General features: G+C 70.5%; 24 protein-coding genes and 2 pseudogenes. 20 read left to right on the forward strand and 6 right to left on the reverse strand.

Translation table 11 applies throughout. The features are described from left to right. Position 1: 1 nt before the first annotated feature. Positions 2–2,092 (forward strand): annotated as a pseudogene (locus ACAG26_RS04265) (cation-translocating P-type ATPase); the annotation flags it as partial. Here the strand turns inward: ACAG26_RS04265 and ACAG26_RS04270 are convergent. After that, positions 2,064–2,336 (reverse strand): Rv1535 domain-containing protein, encoded by a 273-nt coding sequence (locus ACAG26_RS04270; RefSeq protein ID WP_370480383.1) that lies wholly within the window; start codon positions 2,334–2,336, stop codon positions 2,064–2,066. The pseudogene ACAG26_RS04265 and the gene ACAG26_RS04270 sit on opposite strands and share 29 nt — an antisense overlap. A 147-nt stretch (positions 2,337–2,483) precedes the next feature. Here ACAG26_RS04270 and ACAG26_RS04275 point away from each other — a divergent pair, with 147 nt between their 5' ends. Further along, positions 2,484–3,452, forward strand: a complete 969-nt coding sequence (locus ACAG26_RS04275; RefSeq protein ID WP_370479779.1) for a TerC/Alx family metal homeostasis membrane protein — start codon at positions 2,484–2,486, stop codon at positions 3,450–3,452. Between the two features lie 2 nt (positions 3,453–3,454). Here ACAG26_RS04275 and ACAG26_RS04280 read toward each other — a convergent pair whose 3' ends face one another. Next, positions 3,455–3,943, reverse strand: a complete 489-nt coding sequence (locus ACAG26_RS04280; protein WP_370479781.1) for an inorganic diphosphatase — start codon at positions 3,941–3,943, stop codon at positions 3,455–3,457. 162 nt (positions 3,944–4,105) lie between these two features. Between ACAG26_RS04280 and dacB the strand changes: the two genes are divergently transcribed. The 4 genes from dacB to hpt are packed head-to-tail and all read left to right on the forward strand — an operon-like array spanning position 4,106 to position 8,139. Then, positions 4,106–5,476 carry a D-alanyl-D-alanine carboxypeptidase/D-alanyl-D-alanine-endopeptidase gene (gene dacB, locus ACAG26_RS04285; protein ID WP_370479784.1) on the forward strand — a complete coding sequence of 457 codons (1,371 nt, stop codon included), beginning with the start codon at positions 4,106–4,108 and terminating at the stop codon, positions 5,474–5,476. Positions 5,477–5,525: 49 nt separating this feature from the next. Continuing rightward, the gene (locus tag ACAG26_RS04290; protein ID WP_370479786.1) at positions 5,526–6,572 is read left to right on the forward strand and encodes a zinc-dependent metalloprotease; all 1,047 of its coding nucleotides are present in this window, start codon (positions 5,526–5,528) and stop codon (positions 6,570–6,572) included. Beyond that, complete coding sequence (gene tilS, locus ACAG26_RS04295; protein WP_370479791.1) at positions 6,551–7,522, forward strand: tRNA lysidine(34) synthetase TilS; 972 nt, start codon at positions 6,551–6,553, stop codon at positions 7,520–7,522. Before ACAG26_RS04290 ends, tilS begins: the two co-directional genes overlap by 22 nt. A gap of 14 nt (positions 7,523–7,536) precedes the next feature. Further along, positions 7,537–8,139, forward strand: a complete 603-nt coding sequence (gene hpt / locus ACAG26_RS04300; protein ID WP_370479794.1) for a hypoxanthine phosphoribosyltransferase — start codon at positions 7,537–7,539, stop codon at positions 8,137–8,139. 4 nt (positions 8,140–8,143) lie between these two features. Here the strand turns inward: hpt and ACAG26_RS04305 are convergent, their stop codons facing one another. Beyond that, positions 8,144–8,887, reverse strand: coding sequence for an SIMPL domain-containing protein (locus tag ACAG26_RS04305; RefSeq protein WP_370479797.1), 744 nt, complete (start codon positions 8,885–8,887; stop codon positions 8,144–8,146). Positions 8,888–8,945: 58 nt separating this feature from the next. On the opposite strand from ACAG26_RS04305, the gene ACAG26_RS04310 reads away from it, so the two are divergent. Next, positions 8,946–9,851 carry a hypothetical protein gene (locus ACAG26_RS04310; RefSeq protein WP_370479799.1) on the forward strand — a complete coding sequence of 302 codons (906 nt, stop codon included), beginning with the start codon at positions 8,946–8,948 and terminating at the stop codon, positions 9,849–9,851. Here the strand turns inward: ACAG26_RS04310 and ACAG26_RS04315 are convergent. From ACAG26_RS04315 to ACAG26_RS04325, 3 genes are read right to left on the reverse strand one after another with little or no spacing between them, the layout of a single operon-like run. Beyond that, the gene (locus tag ACAG26_RS04315; RefSeq protein ID WP_370479802.1) at positions 9,841–10,860 is read right to left on the reverse strand and encodes a zinc-binding dehydrogenase; all 1,020 of its coding nucleotides are present in this window, start codon (positions 10,858–10,860) and stop codon (positions 9,841–9,843) included. The genes ACAG26_RS04310 and ACAG26_RS04315 overlap by 11 nt on opposite strands. Then, positions 10,860–12,050, reverse strand: a complete 1,191-nt coding sequence (locus tag ACAG26_RS04320) for an LLM class flavin-dependent oxidoreductase (protein ID WP_370479804.1) — start codon at positions 12,048–12,050, stop codon at positions 10,860–10,862. Before ACAG26_RS04320 ends, ACAG26_RS04315 begins: the two co-directional genes overlap by 1 nt. Next, a complete protein-coding gene (locus ACAG26_RS04325) occupies positions 12,050–13,018 on the reverse strand; it encodes an alpha/beta fold hydrolase (RefSeq protein ID WP_370479807.1) in 969 nt (322 codons plus the stop codon). The genes ACAG26_RS04320 and ACAG26_RS04325 overlap by 1 nt, the downstream gene beginning before the upstream one ends. A 130-nt stretch (positions 13,019–13,148) precedes the next feature. Here ACAG26_RS04325 and ftsH point away from each other — a divergent pair, with 130 nt between their 5' ends. From ftsH to lsr2, 13 genes and pseudogenes are all read left to right on the forward strand, one after another. After that, on the forward strand, positions 13,149–15,452 hold the full coding sequence (gene ftsH / locus ACAG26_RS04330) for an ATP-dependent zinc metalloprotease FtsH (RefSeq protein ID WP_370479810.1): 2,304 nt from the start codon (positions 13,149–13,151) through the stop codon (positions 15,450–15,452). Positions 15,453–15,468: 16 nt separating this feature from the next. After that, on the forward strand, positions 15,469–16,077 hold the full coding sequence (gene folE, locus ACAG26_RS04335; protein ID WP_370479813.1) for a GTP cyclohydrolase I FolE: 609 nt from the start codon (positions 15,469–15,471) through the stop codon (positions 16,075–16,077). Further along, on the forward strand, positions 16,074–16,916 hold the full coding sequence (gene folP, locus ACAG26_RS04340) for a dihydropteroate synthase (protein WP_370479815.1): 843 nt from the start codon (positions 16,074–16,076) through the stop codon (positions 16,914–16,916). The genes folE and folP overlap by 4 nt, the downstream gene beginning before the upstream one ends. After that, positions 16,909–17,310 carry a dihydroneopterin aldolase gene (gene folB, locus ACAG26_RS04345; protein ID WP_370479817.1) on the forward strand — a complete coding sequence of 134 codons (402 nt, stop codon included), beginning with the start codon at positions 16,909–16,911 and terminating at the stop codon, positions 17,308–17,310. Before folP ends, folB begins: the two co-directional genes overlap by 8 nt. Then, the gene (folK, locus tag ACAG26_RS04350; RefSeq protein ID WP_370479819.1) at positions 17,307–17,855 is read left to right on the forward strand and encodes a 2-amino-4-hydroxy-6-hydroxymethyldihydropteridine diphosphokinase; all 549 of its coding nucleotides are present in this window, start codon (positions 17,307–17,309) and stop codon (positions 17,853–17,855) included. The genes folB and folK overlap by 4 nt, the downstream gene beginning before the upstream one ends. Continuing rightward, positions 17,855–18,328: a DUF3180 domain-containing protein gene (locus tag ACAG26_RS04355; protein ID WP_370479821.1), complete on the forward strand. Its 474-nt coding sequence runs from the start codon at positions 17,855–17,857 to the stop codon at positions 18,326–18,328. The genes folK and ACAG26_RS04355 overlap by 1 nt, the downstream gene beginning before the upstream one ends. Before the next feature lie 123 nt (positions 18,329–18,451). Then, entirely contained in the window at positions 18,452–20,065 is a 1,614-nt protein-coding gene (locus ACAG26_RS04360) for a DUF6779 domain-containing protein (RefSeq protein ID WP_370479823.1), read from the forward strand. Between the two features lie 127 nt (positions 20,066–20,192). Then, positions 20,193–21,104 carry a Rossmann-like and DUF2520 domain-containing protein gene (locus ACAG26_RS04365; RefSeq protein WP_370479825.1) on the forward strand — a complete coding sequence of 304 codons (912 nt, stop codon included), beginning with the start codon at positions 20,193–20,195 and terminating at the stop codon, positions 21,102–21,104. Between the two features lie 2 nt (positions 21,105–21,106). Next, positions 21,107–21,973 (forward strand): annotated as a pseudogene (gene panC / locus ACAG26_RS04370) (pantoate--beta-alanine ligase); the annotation flags it as partial. Between the two features lie 8 nt (positions 21,974–21,981). After that, positions 21,982–22,401: an aspartate 1-decarboxylase gene (gene panD, locus ACAG26_RS04375; RefSeq protein ID WP_370479828.1), complete on the forward strand. Its 420-nt coding sequence runs from the start codon at positions 21,982–21,984 to the stop codon at positions 22,399–22,401. Between the two features lie 2 nt (positions 22,402–22,403). After that, the gene (locus ACAG26_RS04380; protein ID WP_370479830.1) at positions 22,404–23,216 is read left to right on the forward strand and encodes a type III pantothenate kinase; all 813 of its coding nucleotides are present in this window, start codon (positions 22,404–22,406) and stop codon (positions 23,214–23,216) included. A 112-nt stretch (positions 23,217–23,328) separates the two neighbouring features. After that, positions 23,329–24,828: a lysine--tRNA ligase gene (gene lysS, locus ACAG26_RS04385; RefSeq protein WP_370479833.1), complete on the forward strand. Its 1,500-nt coding sequence runs from the start codon at positions 23,329–23,331 to the stop codon at positions 24,826–24,828. A 125-nt stretch (positions 24,829–24,953) separates the two neighbouring features. Beyond that, positions 24,954–25,289: a histone-like nucleoid-structuring protein Lsr2 gene (gene lsr2 / locus ACAG26_RS04390; RefSeq protein ID WP_370479835.1), complete on the forward strand. Its 336-nt coding sequence runs from the start codon at positions 24,954–24,956 to the stop codon at positions 25,287–25,289. Positions 25,290–25,434 lie beyond the last annotated feature (145 nt).

Here is a 25,434-nt window from a genome sequence, read left to right on the forward strand (position 1 = left end):
GATGCGGGCCGAGAGCCGGCTGAACCTGCTGCTGGCCCAGCAGACCCCGTTGGCGCGCACAGTGACCGGTCCTAGCTCCTACCGGGAGGTCCCCTCGGAGCGGTTGCAGCCCGGCGACGTGATCGAAGTACGCAGCAACGAGGTGGTTCCGGCGGACGCCCGGGTGGTCGAGGCCACCGACCTGGAGGTCGACGAATCGTCGCTGACCGGTGAATCGCTGTCGGTGGACAAACAGGTCGACGCGACGCCGGGCGCCGAACTGGCCGAGCGGCGCTGCATGCTCTACGCGGGCAGCACGGTGGTGGCCGGGACCGCGGTCGCGTTGGTCACCGCCGTCGGGGCCGACACTCAGACGCGACGGGCGGCCGAACTGGCCTCCGGCGACCTGCCCGTCGTCGGCCTGCAGCACCAACTCGGTCGCTTGATGTACCGGGCTTTCCCGGTCAGCGGGGGTGGCGGTGTGCTGGTCGGCGCGCTCGGCTTGCTGCGCGGCGGCGGGCTGCGGCAGGCGTTGGGCGATGCCATCGCGATCGCGGTGGCGGCGGTCCCGGAGGGCATGCCGCTGATGGCGACGCTGGCGCAGTACGCGTCGGCACGGCGGCTGACCGGGACCGGGGCACTGGTCCGGGTGCCGCGGGCGGTGGAGGCGCTCGGCCGGCTGGAGGTGGTCTGCTTCGACAAGACCGGCACGCTCAGCGAGAACCGCCTTCGGGTGACCCGGGTGCACCCGGTGTCGGGGCACTCGGACGACGACGTGCTGCGCGGTGCCGCGCACGCCGCACCGGCCCCGCAGGGCGCCGCGCATGCGCACGCCACCGATCAGGCCATCATCGAAGCCGCGGCCAAACTCGGCGAGGCCGACGGCGCACAGCAGCCCACCCCGCACGCGTTGCTGCCGTTCCGGTCCGGGCGGGGGTTCTCCGCCGCGGTCTCGGGTGCGCAGCTGACCGTCAAGGGTGCGCCGGAAGTGGTGCTGGCCGCCTGCGAAGACGCCAGTGGCGGCGACGTCGTGGACGAGTTGGCGGCCCAGGGTCTGCGGGTGATCGCGGTGGCCCAGCGCCGGCTCACCGCGGCACAGGCGCAATCCGTCCGGGACGACCCCGACAGCATCGGCGACGTGTGCGGTGCCGGTTTGTCGTTGACCGGGTTCCTCGGGATCGCAGACACCCCGCGCGCGGACGCCCCGCAGCTGCTGGCCGACCTGGCCGACCGGGGGGTGGACATCCGGCTGATCACCGGTGATCACCCGATTACCGCCACGGCGATCGCCGCGGAGCTGGGCGTGTCGGTCCCCGCCGATCAGATCATCACCGGATCGGAGTGGGATGCGTTGTCCCGCAAGGACCAGGAACGGGTGGTGTGCGAGCGGGTGATCTTCGCCCGGATGTCGCCGGAGAACAAGGTGCAGATCGTGCAGACCCTGGAACGCGCCGGGCGGGTGTGCGCGATGGTGGGCGACGGCGCCAACGACGCGGCCGCGATCCGGGTCGCCACCGTCGGGATCGGGGTGGTGGCCCGGGGCAGCGACTCGGCGCACACCGTCGCCGACGTGGTGCTGACCGACGGCCGGATCCGCGCGCTGACCGACGCCATCGACGAGGGCCGCCGACTGTGGCGGGGGGTGCAGGCGGCGGTGTCCGGGCTGCTCGGCGGCAACGCCGGCGAGGTGATTTTCGCCGTCATCGGCACCGCGCTGACCGGGACCTCGCCGCTGAACACCCGGCAGCTGCTGCTGATGAACACACTGACCGACGCGCTGCCGGCCACCGCGGTGGCGGTCAGCACCCCGCGCGGGCCGGTGCAACGGGTCGGGCAGGGCCTCGATGAACGCGGCCTGTGGCGGGCGGTGGCGTTCCGGGGGGCGTTCACCGCGGCCGCCGGCACCACGGCGTGGGCGATGGCGTCGGTCACCGGGCGCCCGCAACGCGCCGCCACGGTGGCGCTGATCTCGTTGGTGTCGGTGGAGCTGGGCCAGACCCTGGTGGACTCGCACGCCCCGCTGGTGCTGCTCACCGCGGCGGGCTCGTTTGCCGCCTTCGCGCTCATGGTCAGCACCCCGGGCGTCAGCCAACTGCTCGGCTGTACCCCGGTCGGACCGCTGGGCTGGGCGCAGGCGCTAGGGTCGGCCGCGGTCGCGACGGGCGCGGTGGCCGTGACAACGCATCTGCTGGATGGTCGTCGCGGCTCAGATCAGCCGGTGCCGACCGACCGTCGGCCTGATGAAGCTCCAGAACACCGGCCCGCCACAGCAGCGCGTACACCTCCTGCAACGGCACCGTCAACAGCCGCGCGGTCACTGAAACTAGTAGATCGTCCAAGCCAGCTGTCGCCTGCATAGCCCTCACCCTGCTGGCAGCGCGCAGCGAGGCGGTGACGACGTCGTTACCGCGAGGCGAATGGCGGTGGAAAACCGCGCCGCGCCCATCGGGTGAATCGTGCCGCGGCCGGTGACCTGAGAGACTGTCCGCGAAAGGGGCCCGCCGTTGCACTTATCGCTGCTGGAGTGGAGCATCACCCTGGCGGTGACGCTGTCGGTGCTGCTCTTCGATGTGCTGGTGATCGCCCGCCGACCCCACGAGCCGACGCTGCGGGAATGCGCGTTGGCGCTGTCGGGCTACATCCTGCTGGCCGTGCTGTTCGGGCTGTGGATCTGGTTCGGCCACGACAGCCGGTTCGGCATGCAATTTTTCGCCGGTTGGCTCACCGAATACAGCCTGTCGGTGGACAACCTGTTCGTCTTCGCGCTGGTCATCGCCAGTTTCAATGTGCCCAAGCGCTACGAGCAGGAAGTGCTGTTCTTAGGCATCGTGCTGGCGTTGGTGTTCCGGGGCGCTTTCATCGCGCTCGGCGCGGTGGCGATCCAGAAGGTGTCGTGGACCTTCTACGTGTTCGGCGCGTTCATTATTTTCGTGGCGCTTCGGCTGGTGCTGGCCGGCGGTCCGGACAGCGGGCAAGACAATGCGGTGGTGCGGTTCGCCCGCACCTACCTGAACACCACCGACCGGTGGGACGGCCTCAAGCTCTACCTCAAAGACGGCACCAAACGGGTCATGACGCCGATGTTTTTGGTCGTGCTGGCGGTGGCCACCACCGATTTGATGTTCGCGCTGGACTCCATCCCGGCGATCTTTGGCCTGACCCGCGAGCCGTATCTGGTGTTCACCGCCAACGTGTTGGCGCTGATGGGCCTGCGGCAGTTGTATTTTCTGCTGGGCGGCATGCTCAAGCGGCTGGAGTATCTGCCGCGCGGCCTCGCGGTCATCTTGATGTTCATCGGGGTGAAGATGATCCTGCAGGCGCTGCGCCAAAACGACGTGTCGTTCCTCAACGGCGGTAAGCCATTCGACGTGCCGAAGATCTCCACCTCGGTCAGCCTGGTCGTCATCGTGGCGGTGCTGGTCATCAGCACCGTCGCCAGCCTGTACAAGACCCGCGTCCTCGACGCCGATTAGGCTTAGTGGCCGGCGGTTTTGAACCGCTCCACCGAGCGCTGCACCTCGGCCTCGGCCTCGGCGCGGCCCACCCAGTCGGCGGCCTTGACGAATTTGCCCGGCTCCAGGTCCTTGTAGTGCACAAAGAAGTGCTTAATCGCGTCGAGCTCGAACTCGGGCACATCGCCGATGTCGTTGATGTGGTCCCAGCGGTGATCACCGGCCGGCACACACAGCACCTTGTCGTCGCCGCCGGCCTCGTCGACCATCTTGAACATTCCCACCGGCCGTGCCTCCACCAGCACACCGGGAAACACCGACTGCGGCAGCAGCACCAACGCGTCGAGCGGGTCGCCGTCCTCGCCGAGGGTATCTTCGATGAAGCCGTAGTCGGTGGGGTAGGCCATCGGCGTGTACAGGTAGCGGTCCAACCGAACCCGGCCGGTCTCGTGATCGACCTCGTATTTGTTGCGCTGACCCTTCGGGATCTCGATGGTCACGTCGAATTGCACCGTGTCGGCTCCTTCTCCCAGGTGTGGGTCAGTCTGATCGTTGGCTCCGCGCCGGAGGCCCACCTTAACCGAGCGATACGCTGCAACTAAACAGATGCCGACCGCACCGGGTCGGTTTGGGGGCTGGCCCACCACAACCGGGCCAGGGAAATCAGGAGGGTCATGCGTCCGACGCGGTGGGCGAGATCCACGCACCTGCTGGTCGGGGTGATCGTGCTGGCGTTGGTCGGCGCGGTGCTGGCGGCGGCCGCCCTGTTCAACACCGGCCACAGCACCGACGCCCAAACCGCGCCGACACCGCCGGCGGCGGTCGCCGACCCCGGGGTGGTGCCGGTTGCCGACACCGCGCCGGAACCCACCGTCGACAGGCTGCGGGTCGCGCTGGCGCCGGCGGTGGCCAACCCGGATCTGGGCCGGCTGGGCGGGCGCATCACCGACGCGGCGTCCGGTGACCAGCTGTGGTCGCAAACCGACGGCCTGCCCATGCAGCCGGCGTCGACCAACAAGGTGCTGACCTCGGCGGCGGCGCTGCTGACCCTGGACCGCAACGCCCGGGTCACCACCAAGGTGGTGGCCGCCGACCAGTCCGGGGTGGTGGTGCTGGTCGGCGGCGGCGACCCGACCCTGTCGGCGGCACCGGCCGGGCAAGACACCTGGTATCGGGGCTCGGCCCGGATCAGCGACCTGGCCGACCAGGTGCGTCGCAGCGGCGCCCCGGTGACCGCCGTGCAGGTGGACACCTCGTTGTTCAGCGGTCCGACGATGGCGCCGGGCTGGGACCCGTCCGACATCGACGGCGGCGACATCGCCCCGATCGAATCGGTGATGCTCGACGCCGGGCGGATCCAGCCCACCACGGTGGAATCCCGCCGGTCGCTGACCCCGGCGCTGGACGCCGGGCGGGCGCTGGCCAGCGCTTTGGGGGTGGACCCCCGCGCGGTCACCCTGACCGGCGCGCCGGCCGGTGCCCGGGAGCTGGCGTCGGTGCAGTCGGCCCCGCTGATTCAGCGACTCAACGACATGATGAACGCCTCCGACAATGTGATGGCCGAATGCATTGGCCGCGAGGTGGCCGCCGCGCTGCACCGGCCGCAGTCGTTCACCGGGGCCGTCGGCGCGGTGACCGAGCAGCTGCGCACCGCCCACATCGACACCGGCGGCGCGGCCCTGATGGATTCCAGCGGGTTGTCGGTCGATGACCGGTTGACCGCCAAAACCCTGGACGGGGTGGTGCAGGCCGCGGCCGGCCCGGACCAGCCGTCGCTGCGCCCCCTGCTGGATCTGCTGCCGGTCGCCGGCGGCAGCGGCACCCTGTCCGACCGGTTCCTGGACCCCGGCACCGATCAAGGCCCGGCCGGCTGGCTGCGGGCCAAAACCGGGTCGCTGACCCGCACCAACGCGTTGGCCGGCGTGGTCACCGACCACGACGGGCGGGTGCTGACCTTCGCCCTGATCTCCAACGACGCCGGCCCAACCGGGCGCACCGCGATCGACGCGGTGGCCGCCACCCTGCGAACCTGCGGCTGCCGATGACCTCCCCGCCGGTGACGATGCAGAGCCCAGCGATGAGGAGGAGGCGGCGATGACCTCCCCCGAGCTGACCGTCGGGCGCGCGGTGGACTGGCGCTTCGCCGCCACGGTCGGGGGATGGCTGGCCCGGCCGGCCCCGCCGACCACCGACTACACCCGCCGCCAGGTGATCGACGAGCTGGCCAGCGCCGCCAAGGCCGCCGAACCGCTGGTGCGGGAGGTGACCGGGCTGGGCGCCCGCGGTGCGGTGCCGGACGCGCGCATCGTGGACCGCGGCCAGTGGATCGCCGCGGCCGCCGAGTCGATGCGGGTGATGACCGGCGGCACCGACAAACCGCGGGGGGTGGTCACCGCCCGCCTCACCGGGGCCCAGACCGGCGCGGTGCTGGCGTTCGTCGCCTCCGGCATCCTCGGCCAGTACGACCCGTTCGCCGACGGGGGCTGTTTGCTGCTGGTGTATCCGAATGTCATTGCCGTGGAGCGGCAACTGCGGGTGCCGCCGGCCGACTTCCGGTTGTGGGTGTGCCTGCACGAGGTGACCCACCGGGTGCAGTTCACCGCCAACCCGTGGCTGTCGCGGTACATGTCGGATGCGTTGGCGGTGCTGACCACCGAAAGCGGCGACGACGCCATGCAGGTGCTGGGCCGGCTCGCCGACTTCGTGCGGGGCCGCCGCGACGCCGACCCGGGACAGCCCGACGCGCACACCGCCGGCATCCTGGGCCTGGTGCGGGCAGTGCAGTCCGCGCCGCAGCGTGACGCGCTGGACCAGCTGCTGGTGCTGGGCACGCTGCTGGAAGGCCACGCCGACCACGTGATGGATGCGGTCGGGCCGGCGGCGGTGCCGTCGGTGGCGACCATCCGCCGCCGGTTCGACGAGCGGCGCCAACGCGACCAGCCCCCGCTGCAGCGGCTGCTGCGCGCGCTGCTGGGCATCGACGCCAAGATCAGCCAGTACACCCGCGGCAAAGCCTTCGTCGACCAGGTGGTCGGCGAAGTGGGGATGGACCGGTTCAACACGATCTGGTCGGGTCCCGACACGCTGCCGCTGCCCGCCGAGATCGAAGACCCGCACCGGTGGATCGACCGGGTGCTGTAGACCAGCTGCGGGCGGCGGTCGCGGCGTTCACCCAGACCTACCTGCCAACCGCACCACGGTGGTGCGTGGGCCTGTCCGGGGGCCCGGACTCGTTGGCGCTGACCGCCGTGGCGGCCGGGATGCTGCCCACCACCGCGCTGGTCGTCGACCACGGCCTGCAGCCCGACTCCGCCGACGTCGCCGCCGCCGCGGCCGACCAGGCGGTCGCGTTGGGGTGCGCCGACGCCCGGGTGCTGCGCGTCCAGGTTGGCGCCGACGGCGGCCCGGAGGCGGCGGCCCGGGCGGCTCGCTACCGCGCGCTGGACGCGGCCCGCGGCGAGGACCCGGTGCTGCTCGGGCACACCCTGGACGACCAGGCCGAGACGGTGCTGCTGGGCTTGGGCCGCGGGTCGGGGGCCCGCTCGCTGGCCGGGATGCGTCCGCACGACCCGCCGTGGGGTCGCCCGCTGCTGGGGGTGCGCCGCGCCACCACCCACACCGCCTGCGCCGAACTGGGCCTGACCCCCTGGCACGACCCGCACAACACCGACCGCCGGTTCACCCGCACCCGGCTTCGCACCGAGGTGCTGCCGCTGCTGGAGGACGTGCTGGGCGGCGGCGTCGCGGAGGCGCTGGCCCGCACCGCCACCGCGCTGCGGGAGGACACCGGCCTGATCGACACGCTGGTGGCCCAGGCGGTGGCGGCGGCGGCCACCGGCGACGGACTGGACGTCGCGGCGCTGGCCGGGCTGCCCGGACCGATCCGCCGCGGCGCGATCCGCAGCTGGTTGCTGGCCGGCGGGGCGACCGGCCTGACCGACAAGCAGATCCGCGGGGTGGATCGGCTGGTCACCGGGTGGCGCGGGCAGGGCGGGGTGGCGGTGGGCTCCGCGCTGCGCGGTCAGCGGCTCTTCGCCGGTCGGCGCGACGGGGTGTTGACGCTGCGTTATGAGCCCGTCGACCGGGCGTGAACGCTGGTGGGCCGTTGGTTGTTGACGCCGCGGCATGGCACGCTGTGAGCGTGACGGCCGAGCTCTATCCCGGTGACATCAAATCGGTGCTGCTGACCGAGCAGCAGATCCAGGACCGCATCGCCGAACTCGGCGCCCAGATCGGCGAGGATTACCGCGCAGCCGCCGACGGCCAGGATCTGCTGCTGATCACCGTGCTCAAGGGTGCGGTCATGTTCGTCACCGACCTGGCCCGGGCCATCCCGCTGCCCACCCAATTCGAGTTCATGGCGGTCAGCTCCTACGGGTCCTCGACGTCGTCGTCGGGGGTGGTGCGCATCCTCAAAGACCTCGACCGCGACATCAGCGACCGCGATGTGCTGATCGTCGAGGACGTCGTCGACTCCGGGCTGACGCTGTCCTGGCTGCTGCGCAACCTGGCCACCCGGGCGCCCCGCTCGGTGCGGGTGTGCACGCTGCTGCGCAAACCCGACGCGGCCCGCGCCAGCGTCGACATCGCCTACGTGGGTTTCGACATCCCCAACGAGTTCGTGGTCGGCTACGGCCTGGACTACATCGAGCGCTACCGCGACCTGCCCTACATCGGGACCCTGGATCCGCGGGTCTACCAGTGTTGAACCCCTAGCTCAGCTCCCACACCGCGGTCACCGAGAAGCTCACCGTCTGCTGGCCGGGTTCCACCGGCACGTCGGCGGCCATCGCGCGCGGCATCGGCGTCGGACCAGGAGGCCGGGATCCGTCCGGTTCCTCCGAAATCGAGATCACCCGGCCTAGTTTGAGCCCGGACAGCTGCGCGTACTGCTCGGCACGGGCCTTGGCGTCGTTGAAGGCGCGGCTGCGGGCGTCGCGCACCAGTTTGGAGTCGTCTTCGATGGAATAGCGCACCGAATTGATCCGGGTGGCGTCGCCGCCGGTGTTGACGATGATGGCCAGCACCCGGGACGCCAAGTCCAGCTGCCGGATGGTCACCTTGATTGCGTTGCTGGCCCGGTACCCGGCGATGGTGGACGCCGCACCCTCGGGATTGGCGTACTGCGGCTGCAAGCTGACCTGGGTGGTGGCGATGTCCTTGCGGTCCACGCCGGCATCGGTCAGCGCGTCGATGACCGCCTGCTGCCGTTCGCTGGTCTGGTTCATCGCGGTGGTGACATCGGGTGCGGTGAACTCGATTCCGACGTCGGCGGTCAGCGTGTCCGGGGCGCCCTGCACCTGACCGGAGCCCTCCACGGTCACCTGCCGTGGGTGGTCCCCGACCGGCCCGGGGCTGGCGGAGTCGCACGCCGAGACCGTGGCCGCGGCCAGGCCGAGTGCGGCCACCGCGATCCACCGGCGGACAAAGGTGTTGGCGCTCCGTGCGATCGGCATGGATGGCACCCTAACGCGTTTGCGACCGCGACCGCGACGGGTGCGGCACACTGGGCGCATGGCCGTCACTCCGCCCCGGGCGCTGGCCCTGGCGCTTGAACCGTTCGCCGGGCAGGTGTACTTCGCCCCGGAATGCCACCGCGGTTATCACGCGCTCGGGTTCAATCCCAGCCCCGGCAAGACCGGCGAGGTGGAAATGCCCGACGGCACGGCCTACTTCTGCAGTCGCGGTTCGCTGTTGGGGCAGGTGCCCGGCGAGGTGATCGCCGCGGCCTTCGCGGTGTTCAACCCGGCCGTCGTGATCCCGGCGGTCACCCACGGCTGGGCGCTGACCGACGCCAAAGCGGTGTGCCGGGTGCGCACCGACGGCGCGGTGGCCCAGCTGCACCGGGTGTTGGGCGCCAGCCCCGAGGGGGTCGACCGGGTGGTGCAGCTGCTGCGGCGCGCCACCGATCGGCTGCCGTTGGCGGGCAAGCCGCTGTTCGCCGGACTGGTCGCGTTGGGTCTGCCCGGTGAGCCGTTGGCCGACGCCTGGCGGCTGGCCGACCGGCTGCGCGAGTTCCGCGGCGACGTGCACGTAAATGTCTGGAGCACAGCCGGTTTCGACGGCACCGAGATCGGTTTGATCACCGAACTGTACTGGGGGATGCCGCTGCGCAGCTACATCCGCACCCGGGCCTGGAGCGACGACGACCTGGCCGCGGCCGAGGACCGGCTGGCCTCCCGCGGGCTGATCCGCGACGGGGCGTTCACCGATGCCGGGCGGGCCGTGCGCGAGGCGATCGAGGTGGCCACCGACAACGCCTGCGCACCGATCGTCGACGCGCTCGGCGACGACCTGGGCGAGTTGATCGACCTGATCGGCGGGTGGTCACGCCGGCTGCAAGCCGCCGGCGGCTATCCCGCGTCGGGCCCGCACGACCTGGCGGCCGCGGCCGACCACTGGCAGCGCCCTACGGGGTGACCAGGATCTTGCAGTGCCGTTCCGGGTCGGCCAGGTCGTCGAACGCCGCGCCCACCTGATCCAGGCCCACCTCCCCGGTGATCAGCGGCGTGACGTCGATGTCGCCGTCGGCCAGCGCCCGCAGCGAGTCGCCGAATTCGGCTGGGTCATAGCCGAGCACGAACTGCAGGTTGATCTGCTTGGCGATAGCGAAAAACGGGTGCACGGTATCGGGCTGCATGCACACGCCGGCGACCACCACCTGGCAGCCCACCGGGGCGCGGCGCAGCACGTCGTCGATGATGCCGGGCACCCCGACCGCCTCGAAGACCACCGCGGGGCGCACCGTGTCGAACGGTGAGCCGGCGGCCGGATCGAGCACCTGATGCGCCCCCATGGTCGCCGCCAGGTCCCGTCGCTTCGGGGAAAAATCGGCGGCGACAATGTTTTCCACGCCGGCATTGCGCAGCGCCGCGATGATGGCGATGCCGATCGGTCCGCAGCCCAGCACCAGCGCGGTGTCGCCGCGGCCGACGCCCGACTTGTTGACCGCGTGCAGCCCGACCGCCATCGGCTCGGTCAGCGCGGCGTGCCGCGGATCCAAACCGTTGGGGATGGCCAACAGCAGCGGCGCCGACAGCAGCATCCGCTCGGCGTAGCCGCCGATGGTGGTGTTGGAGTAGACGATCGGCTCCATCCCGGTCGCCGACACCAGGATCGGTAGCGAGGTCACCAGGGTGCCCGGAGGATGGGTGGCGGTGTCCGGCCCAGCCTCGAGGACCTCGGCGGCAAACTCGTGGCCCATGAACACGTCACCGGCCAGATCGACACCGGCACCGGGATCCGCCGGCATGCCGGCCATCTGCTGGGTCAGTGTCAGCACCTCCGCGCCGTGCGCGGCGAAATGCAGGTCCGAGCCGCAGATCCCGCAGGCCCGCACCCCGACCAGCACCTGGCCGGGGCCGGGCACCGGTTCTTCTACATCGTCGCGACACACCATGCGCCCGTCGCGCAGCACCGCGGCCCGCATCAGCGCTGCTCCTTGGCCAGTTCGGTGGTGTGTTCGCCGACGGCTTTCATGATCGCCTCCCCGGCCCGGCCGAACAACTGGTCGCGCATGCCCTTGGCCCAGTCATGGGAGGCCCGCGCCGCGGTCAGCTGCCCGGTGAAATGCGGGATCACTGTGCGGGCGAACAGCTCATAGGAGTGGTAGGTGGCCGACGGCGCCGCCCAGTCGTGGCCGAGCAGCAGCAGGGTTCCGAATCCGCCGGAGCGGTCCAGCATGTCGGTGATGTAGGTGATCGCGTCGTCGGGGGTGCCGATGCAGCAGTTGCCGGTCGCCGCGTAGGCCTCGACGAACTCCCGTGGGCTCTGCGGGGAGCCTTCCACCTCGCTGGCCAGCGGGACGAACCCCGCCGCGCCGAAATAGTCGGCGAAATCCTGCAGCCCGTAGGTGCAGTCCTCGATCGCCTGCTCCCGGGTGTCGGCCAGGTGCATGATGCCCAGCACTCGCCAGTCGGCCCGGTCCGGTTCGTCCCGGCCGGCCTTGGCCGCCTGCTCGCGCACCACCTCCCACGCCGTCTCCAACGCCGCGAACCCGCCGGGCACCGACATCGATAACGACAGCAGCGAGGTGCCCAGCGCCCCGGCCAGCCGCGGCCCGGACGGGGAAATCATTGCCGCGGTCGAGATTTCCGGATACGGGTGGGTGTAGGGCCGGATGTGCAGGGCGGCGTCGCGCAGCGTGAACCAGTCCGAGTGCCGGTCGATGCGTTCTTCGGGCGCCGCCCTGAACAGCGCCAGGATCGCCTCCAGGGATTCCTGCATCATCCGGCGTTGTTCGACCGGGTCGATGCCCATCATGTAGGCGTCGGACGGCAGCGCCCCGGGCCCGGTGCCGAACATCACCCGACCCCGGGTGAGATGATCCAGCAGCACCCAGCGGTCGGCCACCATCAGCGGGTGGTGATACGGCAGCGACACCACCCCGGTGCCCAGCCGGATATGTTTGGTGCGTTCGGCGGCCGCCGCGATGAACACCTCCGGGCAGGCGATCAATTCGTAGCCGCCGGAATGGTGTTCGCCGAACCAGGCCTCGTCGAAGCCGAGCCGGTCCAGGGCGACCACCCGCTCCAGGTCGTATTCCAGCGCCACCGTGGGGGATTGGCCGATCGGGTGAAACGGGGTGATGAACACCCCGAATTTCAGTCGCGCGCTCATCACGACTCCACGCCGGCCAGGAAGTCCAGCAACGCCGCGTTGACCTCGTCGGGGCGTTCCTGCTGCAGCCAGTGCCCGGCACCCTCGATCAGCACCTCGCGATACGGGCCGGTGACCACCTCGCCGGCCCGGTCGCGGCGGGTGAAGCCCAGCACCGGGTCGGCGGTGCCGGCGATAAACAACGCCGGCACGTCGGTGGTGGCGCCGGCGAGATCGGGGGTGGTTTCCCAGTTGCGGTCGAAGTTGCGGTACCAGTTCAGCCCGCCGGTGAACCCGGTCCGGGTGAATTCGGCGATGTAGTGGTCGAGTTCGTCGGCGCGGATCCAGTCCGGCAGCCCGTCGGGTTCGGGCAGCCGGTCGATGAAGCCCTCCGGGCCGGGGGCGATCATCCGCAGCCCCGCGCCCGCGTCGTCCGGGGAGCGCAGGCCACCGATCATCCGGCGCATGGTGCGGGCCGGGTCGCTGTCGAGTTCGGCGTCGGCGATCCCGGGCTGCTGGAAATACAGGATGTAGAAAAACTTGTCCCCGATCAGCTGCCGCCACGCCTCGGTCGGTCGCTGCTGGGGTCGCGGCGTCGGCGGGACGCTGAGCCCCGCCACGGCGGCCACCCGATCGGGGTGCAGCAGGGCGGCGTTCCACACCACCGGGGCGCCCCAGTCGTGCCCGACCCACACCGCGCGGTCCGCGCCGACGTCGTCGAGCAGGCCGACCAGGTCGGCGGTCAGCGCGTGGATGTCGTAAGCCTCGATCGGCTCCGGGCGGGACGAGCCGCCGTAGCCGCGCTGGTCGGGGGCCAGCACGTGGTAGCCGGCCTCGGCGAGCGCCGGGATCTGATGTCGCCAAGAAAACGCCAGTTCAGGGAAGCCGTGCGCGAGGATCACCACCGGCGCGCCACGCTCACCGGCCTCGACCACCCGCAATTGCACGCCGTTGGTGTCGACTAACCGCTCGGTCGATGTAAGCACCATCACACCAAAGCACAGCCGCCGGCGGTCCGGAAAGACCTGCCGGGAACTGCCGGACGTTTAACGGGCGGTAGCCTGAAATACGTCCAGCTGCGCATATGGGAAGGACTTGGCCGATTACGGCCGATGCTCGATGAACCGGAAAAACGTGATCCGCACCGTCACCGCGATCGGTGTCGTGCTGCTGCTCGGCTGGCTGTTCTTCTATATGAGCGACGACACCCGCGGGTACAAACCCGTGGACACCTCGGTGGCGCTCGCACAGATCGACGCCGGCAATGTCGAAAGCGCCCAAATCGACGACCGCGAACAGCAGCTGCGGTTGAAGTTGAAGAGCTCCAACAAGGACACCGACGGTTCCGACAAGGTCATCACCAAATACCCGACCGGCTACGCGGTGCCGCTTTACGACGCGTTGAGCGGCAAACACGCCCAGATCAAAACCGTCGTCAACCAGGGCAGCATCCTGGGCTCGCTGGTGGTCTACCTGCTGCCGCTGTTGCTGCTGGTCGGGTTGTTCGTGATGTTTTCCCGGATGCAGGGCGGCGCCCGGATGGGCTTCGGGTTCGGTAAATCGCGGGCCAAGCAGCTCTCCAAGGACATGCCCAAAACCACCTTCGCCGACGTGGCCGGGGTCGATGAGGCGGTCGAGGAGCTGTACGAGATCAAGGACTTCCTGTCCAACCCGGCGCGGTATCAGGCGCTGGGCGCCAAGATCCCCAAGGGGGTGCTGCTCTACGGCCCGCCCGGAACCGGCAAGACGCTGCTGGCCCGCGCGGTGGCCGGGGAGGCCGGCGTCCCGTTCTTCACCATCTCCGGCTCCGACTTCGTCGAGATGTTCGTCGGGGTGGGCGCCTCCCGGGTGCGCGACCTGTTCGAACAGGCCAAGCAGAACAGCCCGTGCATCATCTTCGTCGACGAGATCGACGCCGTCGGCCGGCAGCGCGGCGCCGGGCTGGGCGGCGGCCACGACGAACGTGAGCAGACGCTGAACCAGCTGCTGGTCGAGATGGACGGCTTCGGGGAGCGCGCCGGGGTCATTTTGATCGCGGCCACCAACCGGCCCGACATCTTGGACCCGGCGCTGCTGCGCCCGGGCCGCTTCGACCGGCAAATCCCGGTGTCCAACCCGGATCTGGCCGGGCGCAAGGCGGTGCTGCGGGTGCACTCCAAGGGCAAGCCGATGGCGCCCGACGCAGACCTGGACGGGCTGGCCAAGCGGACCGTGGGCATGTCCGGCGCCGATTTGGCCAATGTGATCAACGAGGCGGCGCTGCTGACCGCGCGGGAGAACGGCACCGTGATCACCGGTCCGGCGCTGGAAGAGGCGGTGGACCGGGTGATCGGCGGCCCGCGCCGCAAGGGCCGGGTGATCAGTGAGCTGGAGAAGAAGATCACCGCCTACCACGAGGGCGGCCACACCCTGGCGGCCTGGGCGATGCCCGACATCGAGCCGATCTACAAGGTCACCATCTTGGCTCGGGGCCGCACCGGCGGGCACGCGGTGTCGGTGCCCGAGGACGACAAGGGCCTGATGACCCGGTCGGAGATGATCGCGCGGCTGGTGTTCGCGATGGGTGGCCGCGCCGCCGAGGAACTGGTGTTCCGGGAGCCGACCACCGGTGCGGTGTCCGATATCGAGAAGGCCACCAAGATCGCCCGGTCGATGGTCACCGAATACGGCATGAGCGCCAAACTCGGTGCGGTCAAATACGGCACCGAGCACGGCGACCCGTTCCTGGGCCGCACCATGGGCACCCAGCCGGACTACAGCCACGAGGTCGCCCGCGGCATCGACGACGAGGTCCGCAAGCTGATCGAGGCCGCCCACACCGAGGCGTGGGAGATCCTCACCGAATACCGCGACGTGCTCGACACGTTGGCCGGTGAGCTGCTGGAGAAGGAGACCCTGCACCGCGCCGAGTTGGAGGCGATCTTCGCCGATGTGACCAAGCGGCCGCGGCTGACCATGTTCGACGACTTCGGTGGCCGCATCCCGTCGGACAAGCCGCCGATCAAAACCCCCGGCGAACTGGCCATCGAACGCGGCGAGCCGTGGCCGCAGCCGGTGCCGGAGCCGGCGTTCAAGGCGGCGATCGCGCAAGCCACCCGGGAGGCTCAGGCCGCGCAGCCCGCCAACGGCGCCAACGGTTCCTACGGGGTGCCCGCCGGGCATCGACCCGCGCCGCAGGGCGGCACCCAGCCCGATTACGGCGCCCCGGCCGGCTGGCATGCGCCGGGCTGGCCACCGCAGCAGCCGCCGGGCTACTGGTATCCGCCGGCGCACTGGCCGCGGCCGGCGCAGCACTACCCGGCCCAGCCGTATCCGCCCTACCAGCCGCAGCCCACGGCGGGGCAGGCCCCGCCGGTGGCCGGCGAGTCGCCCGACGAGCAAGACAAAGACGCGAGTCGGCCCAACCCGCCGAACCACGGCTGAGAAAACGGAGGCTTGGATGGCTCAGCCGAATTCCCGCCCCGTCGCGCCCGCTGGCCCGACGTTCGACCAGGACCGCGCCGAGGCGGCGATCCGCGAGTTGCTGTGTGCGGTCGGCGAGGACCCGGACCGGCAAGGCCTGGCCGAGACCCCCGCCCGGGTGGCCCGGGCCTACCGCGAGATGTTCGGCGGGCTGTACACCGATCCCGACGCCGTGCTGGAAACCACCTTCGACGAGCAGCACGACGAACTGGTGCTGGTCAAGGAGATCCCGCTGTACTCGGTGTGCGAACACCATCTGGTGGCGTTCCACGGCGTGGCGCACGTCGGCTACATCCCCGGCGACGACGGTCGGGTCACCGGGCTGTCGAAGATCGCTCGGGTGGTCGACCTGTATGCCAAGCGCCCCCAGGTGCAGGAACGGCTGACCGGTCAGATCGCGGATGCGATGACGCGCAAACTCGACCCGCGTGGCGTGATCGTCGTCATCGAGGCCGAACACCTGTGCATGTCGATGCGCGGGGTCCGCAAGCCGGGGGCGATCACCACCACCTCAGCGGTCCGGGGACAGTTCAAGACCGACGCCAGGTCGCGGTCCGAAGCGCTGGATCTCATTCTGCGGAAGTGAAGCCGACGCGAGTGCAGGTCATGGGGGTGGTGAACGTCACCGATGACTCGTTCTCGGACGGTGGACGCTATCTGGATGTCCAGCGCGCCGTCGACCATGGCCTGGCATTGGCCGCCGAGGGCGCGTCGATCGTCGACGTAGGCGGCGAATCCACCCGGCCCGGCGCGGTCCGCATCGACCCGGCGGTGGAGACGGCACGGGTCCTGCCCGTGGTGAAAGCGCTTGCCTCCCAAGGCGTTACCGTCAGCATCGACACCATGCACGCCGGTGTCGCCGAGGCGGCGCTGCGCAGCGGTGCCCAGATCGTCAACGACGTATCCGGTGGCCGCGCCGACCCGGCCATGGCGCCGCTGGTCGCGGCGGCCGGGGTGCCGTGGGTGCTGATGCATTGGCGGCCGGTGTCCACCGAGGATCCGCACCGGGTTCCGTATTACGGTGACGTGGTGGCCGAGGTTTGCGCGGAGCTGCTGGCCAGCGTCGACCGGGCGGTCGCCGCCGGCGTTGACCCGGCCAAGCTGGTGATCGATCCCGGGCTGGGCTTCGCCAAGACCGGCCAACACAATTGGGCCTTGCTGCACGCGCTGCCGAAGCTGGTCGCCACCGGGGTGCCGGTGCTGGTCGGCGCCTCCCGTAAACGGTTCCTGGGGAAGCTGCTGGCCGGCCCCGACGGCGCGGTGCGCCCGCCGGACGGCCGCGAAACGGCGACCGCGGTGGTCTCGGCGCTGGCCGCGCTGCACGGAGCCTGGGGCGTGCGGGTGCATGACGTGCAAGCCTCGGTCGACGCGTTGAAGGTGGTCGGAGCCTGGACCGCGGGAGGGACGGCTGAACCCGATGTCTGATCGAATCGAGTTGCGCGGCTTGACAGTTCGCGGACGACACGGGGTCTTCGACCACGAACGCGTCAACGGGCAGGACTTCGTCGTCGATATCACCGTGTGGCTGGACTTCGCCGCCGCGGCCGCCAGCGACCAGCTCGCCGACACCTACGACTATGGGTTGCTGGCCGAGCGCGCCGCCGCGATCGTGTCCGGGCCGGCCCGCAACCTGATCGAAACCGTCGCCACCGAGATCGCCGAGGATGTGATGAACGACGACCGCGTGCACGCCGTCGAGGTCACCGTGCACAAACCGCAGGCCCCGATTCCGCAAACCTTCACCGACGTGGCGGTAGTCGCCCGCCGGTCCCGCCGCAGTGGCCGCGGTGTGGTGGTCCCCGCCGGGGGTGGCCGATGAGAGCCGTGCTGTCCATCGGATCCAACCTGGGCGACCGGATGGCCCGGCTGCAGTCGGTGGTCGACGGCCTCGGCGACGCCGTGCAGGCGGTGTCGGGGGTCTACGAAACCGATCCGTGGGGCGGGGTGGATCAGGGGCCATTCCTCAACGCGGTGCTGATCGTCGACGACCCGGCGCGCGACGGGCACGCCTGGCTGCACCGCGCCCACGAGCTCGAACAGGCCGCCGAGCGGGTGCGGGGCCAGCGCTGGGGTCCGCGCACCCTGGACGTGGACCTGGTCAGTTGCTACGACACCGGCAACGGCCGCGACACCGAGGTGTTTTCTCGCGACGACGGGCTGACCTTGCCGCACCCGTTGGCCCACCTGCGGGCGTTCGTGCTGGTGCCCTGGTTGGCGGTCGACCCGGACGCCGAGCTGACCGTGGCCGGACAGCGGCGGTCCGTGGCGGCGCTGCTGGCCGAGCTGGACCCGGCCGACCGGGACGGGGTGCGGCCGACCGCGCTGGCGTTGGCGACCCACGCCGATCCGAGCGCGGACGGCTGATGGGTCCCACCCGCAAACGTGACCTGACGGCCGCGGCGGTGGCCGCCGCGGTGTTGGGTTATCCGCTGGTGGTGCTGTCCTACCGGTGGTTCCCGCCGATCACGGTGTGGACCGGGCTGTCGTTGCTGGTGGTCGCGGTCGTCGAGGCCGGGTGGGCTCGCTACGTCCGCAAGAAGATCGACGAGGGGCAGGTCGGCGACGGGCCCGGCTGGCTGCATCCGCTGGCGGTGGCCCGCGCGCTGGTGGTCGCCAAGGCCTCGGCGTGGGTGGGGGCACCGGTGCTGGGCTGGTGGATCGCGGTGCTGGCCTACCTGCTGCCGCGACGCGCGCTGCGCGTCCCCGGCCAGGACACTCCCGGCGCGGTGGTGGCCGCCGTCAGCGCGTTGGCGTTGGTGATCGCCGCGTTGTGGCTACAGCATTGCTGCAAATCCCCGCACGAACCGTCCGAGCCCGCCGAGGGCGCCACACAATAGCTGAGCGGATCGGGCGAGAATCGCCGGAGCGCGGCGACACGCGGACTGACCTCGTGCAGGTACAGTCAGGCCAATGCGCGCCGACGACGACGCAGAGCGTAGCGAGGAGGAGGAGCGGCGCAGATGACTTCCGTTCTGTCCCGCGGCGCCCGGGTCCGGCGCGGCGGCCGCAGGCCGGGCTGGGTGCTCTTGACAGCGTTGCTGGTGCTCGCCATCGCGGCGAGTTCCGCACTGGTTTTCACCAATCGCGTCGAGCTACTGAAGCTCGCCGTCATCCTGGCGCTGTGGGCTGCGGTGGTCGCCGCCTTCGTCTCGGTGATCTACCGCCGGCAAAGCGATGTGGATCAAGCCCGGGCGCGTGACCTCAAACTGGTCTACGACCTGCAGTTGGACCGCGAAATCTCGGCCCGGCGGGAATATGAGCTCACGGTGGAGTCGCAGCTGCGCCGCGAGCTGGCTTCCGAGCTGCGGTCCCAGGCCGCCGATGAGGTCGCGGCGCTGCGGGCCGAGCTGGCGGCGCTGCGCACCAACCTGGAGATCCTGTTCGACACCGACCTCGAGCAGCGCCCGGCGTTGGAGACCGATCGCTCGACGGTGCGCGCCTACAGCGACTGGGACCGCGACGCCGAGCGCGGCCCGACCAGCCGGGTCACCAGCAGCCGCGTCGCGGCCATGCGCGCCGAAACCGCCTCCGGACGCACCGACCAGAACCCGATCATCGATGTGCCCGAGGTCCCCGACGCCGGCGACGGCTACGACACCGGATACCCGGCCGCCGAGACCTATGCGCCCGCCGAGGAGTACGCCCGGCCGCCGCGCGGGTCGCACTGGCAGCGGCCCGAAGAGCCGGCCCGGGCCCCGGAGAACACCGGCTGGTCCCGGCGGGAGCGGCGTGAACCCTATCCGCCGCCGCAGCGCCCCCGGCCCGAGCCGGCCCGGCCGCCGCGGCCCGAGCCGCCGCGCTACCAACCGTGGCCGCCGCCGCAGCCCGAGCCGGCGGCCCCCAAACCCGAGCCGGCACCACCGAAACCGGAGCCGCCGGTGGCCACACCCGAACCCGAACCGGCACCACCCGAACCGCAGCCGGTGGCCGCTGAACCGGCCAGCGACTGGCGGCCGGTCAGCGCCGAGGGGCAATGGTTGCCGCCGGGATCCCCGGGCAGCAACTGGGTGTCACCGCCCGCCGAAGAACCCGCCCGCAACACCGGCGACGAGGCGGCCAAGGCCGTCAACGGTGCGGCGACGTTCCGGGCCGCGCCGCCACCGCCGCCGGCGCCCGAGCGCCGCGGCCGCCACGCCGGGCCCTCCGAAGCGTCGGCGGCCACGCCGCCGACGCCGGCCGCGGCCGCGCCCACGCCCGAGCCCGAGCAGCCGGCCGAGCCCGAGCAGCCGGCGGCGTCGCGCGAGTGGACCGGGCTCCCGGTGCGGGAGCCGGGCACGACGTACCCGACCGGCGGCCAGACCTCCGCGACCAGCCCGTGGCAGTACGGCGGGGAAGGCCGCCGGGCCCGGGCCCGTCATTCCGCGGAGTCCGAGACGCCCAGCGCCGCCGCGGAACCGGCCGCGCCCACGCTGCCCCCGCCCCCGCCGCCGACCTCCGCGGCGCGGCACCGCAGCATCGATCCGGTGGCCGACCCCGAGGGCCCGCCCACCGGGGGACAGTCGGTCGCCGACCTGTTGGCGCGGCTGCAAGCCGGCCAGAGCAGCGGTGGCCGGCGCCGCCGCCGCGACGAGTGAGCTGCCGCACATCTGAGGGTTCAGCCCTGGGACCCAGCGTGCCGCCACGTTAGAATCCCGGGGACCGTCCGGTACCCGCAGCGCGGGACTGGAACGAACCAAGAGAACTTGCGAGGGTCCGTCTGCGATGGTGCAGGTCGACGGATTGCGCCCAGCCCGGCTCAAAGTAGGGGTCATCTCGGCTGGCCGGGTCGGAACCGCCCTGGGGGTGGCGCTGGAACGCGCCGACCACGTTGTGGTGGCCTGCAGCGCCATCTCCGACGCGTCGCGGCGCCGCGCGCAGCACCGACTGCCCGACACCCCGATCGCGCCGGTCGTCGACGTCGCCGGCGACGCCGAACTGCTGCTGCTGGCGGTCCCGGACGCCGAACTGGCGGCCCTGGTGTCCGGGCTGGCCACCAGCTCGGCGGTGCGGCCCGGCACCATCGTGGCGCACACCTCGGGCGCCAACGGGATCGGTGTGCTGGCCCCGTTGACCGGCCAAGGATGTACTCCGTTGGCCATCCACCCGGCGATGACCTTCACCGGCGCCGACGAGGACATCGCGCGGCTGGCCGACACTTGCTTCGGGATCACCGCGGCAGACGAGGTCGGCTACGCGATCGCCCAGGCCCTGGTGCTGGAGATCGGCGGGGAGCCGTTCCGGGTCCGCGAGGACGCCCGCCCGCTGTATCACGCCGCCCTGGCCCACGCCAGCAACCACCTCGTCACGGTGCTCGCCGACGCGCTCGACGGGTTACGGGCCGCGCTGTCCGGGCAGGAACTGCTCGGCCAGGAGCTGGTCCGGGACGAGCCCGGCGGCCTCGCCGAGCGGGTGATCGGCCCGCTGGCCCGGGCGTCGCTGGACAACACGCTGCAGCGCGGGCAGGCCGCGCTCACCGGCCCGATCGCCCGCGGCGACGCGACCGCGCTGGCCGGTCACCTGGCCGCGCTGGCGGAGGTCGACCCGGGCCTGGCCCAGGCCTACCGCGGCAACGCGCTGCGCACCGCGCAGCGCGCCCACGCCGCCGCCGACGTCTTCGAGGTGTTGGGGCGGTGACCGTGACCAGCAAGGCGCCCGTGTTCAGCGCGGGTCAGCTCAACGTGTACGCCAACCCGAGCCAGGTCACCGACGTCAGCCGCGCGCTGCGGCACACCGGGCGCCGGGTGATGCTGGTGCCCACCATGGGCGCCCTGCACGACGGGCACCTGGCGCTGGTGCGCGCCGCCAAACGGGTCCCGGGCGCGGTGGTGGCGGTGTCCATCTTCGTCAACCCGCTGCAGTTCGGCGCCGACGAAGACCTGGACGCCTATCCGCGCATCCTCGACGAGGACCTGGCGTTGCTGCGCGCCGAAGGCGTCGAGGTGGTGTTCACCCCGAGCGCGGCGGCGATGTATCCCGACGGCCCGCGCACCTCGGTGCAGCCGGGGCCGCTGGGCGCCGACCTCGAGGGCGCCGCCCGACCCACCCACTTCGCCGGGGTGCTGACCGTGGTGTGCAAACTGCTGCAGATCGTGCGACCCGACCGGGTGTTCTTCGGCGAGAAGGACTATCAGCAACTGGTGTTGATCCGGCAGATGGTCGCCGACCTCAACATCGACGTGACGGTGATCGGGGTGCCGATCGTGCGGGAAGCCGACGGGCTGGCAATGAGTTCCCGCAACCGGTACCTGGACCCGGAGCAGCGCGACCTGGCCGCCACCTTGTCGGCGGCGTTGTTGGCCGGCGCGCACGCCGCGGCGGCCGGGGCCGACGCCGTGGACGCCGCCCGCGCGGTGCTGGCCGCGGTACCCGCTATCGACGTCGACTATCTGCAGTTGCGGGATAACGCACTGGGGCCCGCACCCACCCACGGACCCGCCCGGCTGCTCGTCGCGGCCCGGCTCGGCACCACCAGGCTGCTCGACAACATCGCCATTGAGATCGGAGCTAACTGATGTTACGGACCATGTTGAAGTCGAAGATCCACCGCGCCACCGTCACCCAGGCCGACCTGCACTACGTCGGTTCGGTGACCATCGACGCCGACCTGATGGACGCCGCCGACCTGCTGGAGGGTGAGCAGGTGACCATCGTCGACATCGACAACGGCGCCCGGCTGGTCACCTACGCGATCACCGGCGAGCGGGGCAGCGGCGTGATCGGCATCAACGGCGCCGCAGCACATCTGGTGCATCCCGGCGATCTGGTGATCCTGATCGCGTACGCGACCATGGACGACGCCGAGGCGCGCAGCTACCAGCCCCGCATCGTGTTCGTCGACGCCGACAACAAGCAGATCGACTTGGGGCACGACCCGGCCTTCGTGCCCGACGACGTTGCGGACCTCATGTCGCCGCGGATGAGCGCGCGGTAACCGTGCTGCTGGCAATCGACGTCCGCAACACCCACACCGTCGTCGGGCTGCTCTCCGGATCCGGGGAGCACGCCACGGTGGTGCAGCACTGGCGAATCCGCACCGAGGCCGAGATCACCGCCGACGAATTGGCGCTGACCATCGACGGCTTGATCGGCGAGGACAGTGAACAGCTCACCGGCGCGGCGGCGCTGTCCACCGTCCCGTCGGTCCAGCACGAAGTGCGGCTGATGCTCGACCAGTACTGGCCCACGGTGCCGCACGTGCTGATCGAACCCGGTGTGCGCACCGGGATCCCGCTGCTGGTCGACAACCCCAAAGAGGTCGGCGCCGACCGAATCGTCAACTGCCTGGCCGCGTTTCACAAATTCGGCACCGCCGCCATCGTGATCGACTTCGGCTCCTCGATCTGCGTGGACGTGGTCTCGGCCAAGGGCGAATTCCTCGGTGGCGCCATCGCGCCCGGGGTGCAGGTGTCCTCGGACGCCGCGGCGGCGCGCTCGGCGGCGCTGCGCCGGGTGGAGCTGACCCGGCCGCGTTCGGTGCTCGGCAAAAACACCGTCGAATGCATGCAGGCCGGCGCGGTGTTCGGGTTCGCCGGGCTGGTCGACGGGTTGGTCGGCCGCATCCGCGAACTCGAGGGGTTCACCGGCACCGACGTGGCGGTGGTGGCCACCGGGCACACCGCGCCGCTGCTGCTGCCCGAGCTGCACACCGTCGACCACTACGACCAGCACCTGACCCTGCACGGCCTGCGGCTGGTGTTCGAACGTAACCGCGACAGCCAGCGCGGCAAGCTCAAAACGGCGCGGTGAGTACCCGCTGAGCCCCCGGCCGTGAAAATGCGCTCACGCAGCAAAACAGCGAGTGAGCCCCTGCGTGAGCGCACTCTCGCGTGACGAGCGGGGTCCTCTAAGCTGGCACGTCGTGAGCTCCGCCGATGCAGACCTTCCCGAGCAGTACCGGATCCGCCGGGCCAAGCGTGAGCGGCTGCTGGCCGAGGGGCACGACCCCTACCCGGTCGCGGTGGCCCGCACCCACACCCTGGCAGAGGTCCGCGCCGCGTACCCCGATCTGGCCGCCGACACCACCACGGGCGAGCGTGTCGGCGTCGCCGGCCGGGTGGTGTTCGCCCGCAACTCGGGCAAGCTGTGCTTTGCCACCCTGCAGGACGGCGACGGCACCCAGTTGCAGGCCATGCTCAGCCTGGCCAGTGTCGGCGCGGAGGCGCTGGACGCCTGGAAGAGCGACGTGGATCTCGGCGACATCGTCTTTATTCACGGCGAGGTGATCAGCTCCCGGCGCGGGGAACTGTCGGTGCTGGCCGACACCTGGCAGATGGCGTCGAAGTCGCTGCGGCCGCTGCCGGTCGCGCACAAGGACCTGAGCGAAGAATCTCGGGTGCGGCAACGCTACGTCGACTTGATTGTGCGCCCGGAGGCGCGGGCGGTGGCCCGCCAGCGGATCGCTGTCATTCGAGCTGTGCGCAACGCCCTGGAGCGACGCGGGTTTCTCGAGGTGGAGACCCCGATGCTGCAGACTTTGGCCGGCGGCGCCGCGGCCCGCCCGTTCGTCACCCACTCCAATGCGCTGGATGCCGATCTGTACCTGCGAATCGCACCGGAACTGTTCCTGAAACGCTGCGTTGTCGGCGGTTTCGACAAGGTTTTCGAACTCAATCGGGTGTTCCGAAACGAGGGCGCCGATTCCACCCATTCTCCGGAATTTTCGATGTTGGAGACCTACCAGGCCTATGGAACCTATGACGATTCCGCGGTAGTGACCCGCGAGCTTATTCTCCAGGTCGCCGACGAGGCGATCGGCACCCGGCAGCTACCGATGCCCGACGGCAGCATCTATGACATCGACGGAGAATGGGCGTCGATACAAATGTATCCATCACTGTCGGCCGCGCTCGGCGAAGAGATCACCCCGGACACCTCGGTTGAGCGCTTGCGCGGGATCGCCGAACGGCTGGACGTGCAGATACCGACCGATCGTGGTTACGGGCACGGAAAACTGGTGGAAGAACTCTGGGAACACACCGTCGGCCATCAGCTGTCGGCGCCCACCTTCGTCCGGGATTTCCCGGTCGAGACAACCCCGTTGACCCGGCAGCACCGCAGTGTGCCGGGGGTCACCGAAAAGTGGGATCTCTATTTGCGTGGCGTTGAACTCGCCACCGGATATTCCGAACTTGTCGATCCGGTGGTGCAGCGGGAGCGGTTCGCCGCACAAGCCCGAGCAGCGGCCGCCGGTGACGACGAGGCGATGGCCCTCGACGAGGATTTCTTGGCCGCCATGGAACATGCGATGCCGCCATGCACCGGAACCGGAATGGGTATCGACCGCTTGTTGATGACCTTGACCGGTCTGTCAATTAGGGACACGGTTTTGTTCCCGATTGTTCGGCGGCACGGCAACTGAACAGCCCCGCCGCGCTTGTGTTGAATGCGCCGCGTTTCTATGGCAGATTGAGCAGCAGCAATCCGGGGACTCATATGCCACCTTGTGCACAGTGAGTACATAGCAAGAAACGCGAGGGTGAGCCGATGGCGAGAAAAGTGACCGTCACCTTGATCGATGATTTCGACGGCCAGGGTGCCGCCGATGAGACGGTCGAATTCGGGCTCGACGGGGTGACCTATGAGATTGACCTTTCCGGCAAGAATGCCACGAAACTTCGCAACGACCTGAAGAAATGGGTCGAGGCCGGCCGTCGGGTCAGCGGGCGTCGGCGGGGCCGGTCGGCCACCGGCCGCCGGGGGGCGATCGACCGCGAGCAAAGTGCAGCGATCCGGGAATGGGCCCGTCGTAACGGGCACAATGTGTCCACCCGGGGTCGGATCCCGGCCGACATCATCGACGCATTCCACGCGGCCACCTGAGCGCGTTTCGCTGCGGGCGAACCGATCATCTCCCGGTGCGGGAAACGTTTTCCGATTTTCCCGCGTTGCTCTCTTACGTCTGTGCCAGGTCCGCGAGCGTCCGCGGCAGGTTGTACTAGCCAGCCAGGGCGCACCGCGGCAGGCC

Source organism: Mycobacterium sp. pUA109, from assembly GCF_041287095.1.
Lineage (GTDB): Bacteria > Actinomycetota > Actinomycetes > Mycobacteriales > Mycobacteriaceae > Mycobacterium.

What these genes read in the sequence shown, in the direction of transcription:
- folE (WP_370479813.1), top strand. Translation starts at nt 15,469, where the DNA reads ATGGCTCAGCCGAATTCCCGCCCCGTCGCGCCCGCTGGCCCGACGTTC.
- ACAG26_RS04360 (WP_370479823.1), top strand. Translation starts at nt 18,452, where the DNA reads ATGACTTCCGTTCTGTCCCGCGGCGCCCGGGTCCGGCGCGGCGGCCGC.
- ACAG26_RS04325 (WP_370479807.1), bottom strand. Translation starts at nt 13,018, where the DNA reads ATGGTGCTTACATCGACCGAGCGGTTAGTCGACACCAACGGCGTGCAA.
- ACAG26_RS04355 (WP_370479821.1), top strand. Translation starts at nt 17,855, where the DNA reads ATGGGTCCCACCCGCAAACGTGACCTGACGGCCGCGGCGGTGGCCGCC.
- ACAG26_RS04320 (WP_370479804.1), bottom strand. Translation starts at nt 12,050, where the DNA reads ATGAGCGCGCGACTGAAATTCGGGGTGTTCATCACCCCGTTTCACCCG.
- folK (WP_370479819.1), top strand. Translation starts at nt 17,307, where the DNA reads ATGAGAGCCGTGCTGTCCATCGGATCCAACCTGGGCGACCGGATGGCC.
- ACAG26_RS04315 (WP_370479802.1), bottom strand. Translation starts at nt 10,860, where the DNA reads ATGCGGGCCGCGGTGCTGCGCGACGGGCGCATGGTGTGTCGCGACGAT.
- panD (WP_370479828.1), top strand. Translation starts at nt 21,982, where the DNA reads ATGTTACGGACCATGTTGAAGTCGAAGATCCACCGCGCCACCGTCACC.
- folB (WP_370479817.1), top strand. Translation starts at nt 16,909, where the DNA reads ATGTCTGATCGAATCGAGTTGCGCGGCTTGACAGTTCGCGGACGACAC.
- ftsH (WP_370479810.1), top strand. Translation starts at nt 13,149, where the DNA reads ATGAACCGGAAAAACGTGATCCGCACCGTCACCGCGATCGGTGTCGTG.
- ACAG26_RS04270 (WP_370480383.1), bottom strand. Translation starts at nt 2,336, where the DNA reads ATGCAGGCGACAGCTGGCTTGGACGATCTACTAGTTTCAGTGACCGCG.
- ACAG26_RS04310 (WP_370479799.1), top strand. Translation starts at nt 8,946, where the DNA reads ATGGCCGTCACTCCGCCCCGGGCGCTGGCCCTGGCGCTTGAACCGTTC.
- ACAG26_RS04365 (WP_370479825.1), top strand. Translation starts at nt 20,193, where the DNA reads ATGGTGCAGGTCGACGGATTGCGCCCAGCCCGGCTCAAAGTAGGGGTC.
- ACAG26_RS04290 (WP_370479786.1), top strand. Translation starts at nt 5,526, where the DNA reads ATGACCTCCCCCGAGCTGACCGTCGGGCGCGCGGTGGACTGGCGCTTC.
- lsr2 (WP_370479835.1), top strand. Translation starts at nt 24,954, where the DNA reads ATGGCGAGAAAAGTGACCGTCACCTTGATCGATGATTTCGACGGCCAG.
- dacB (WP_370479784.1), top strand. Translation starts at nt 4,106, where the DNA reads ATGCGTCCGACGCGGTGGGCGAGATCCACGCACCTGCTGGTCGGGGTG.
- ACAG26_RS04305 (WP_370479797.1), bottom strand. Translation starts at nt 8,887, where the DNA reads ATGCCGATCGCACGGAGCGCCAACACCTTTGTCCGCCGGTGGATCGCG.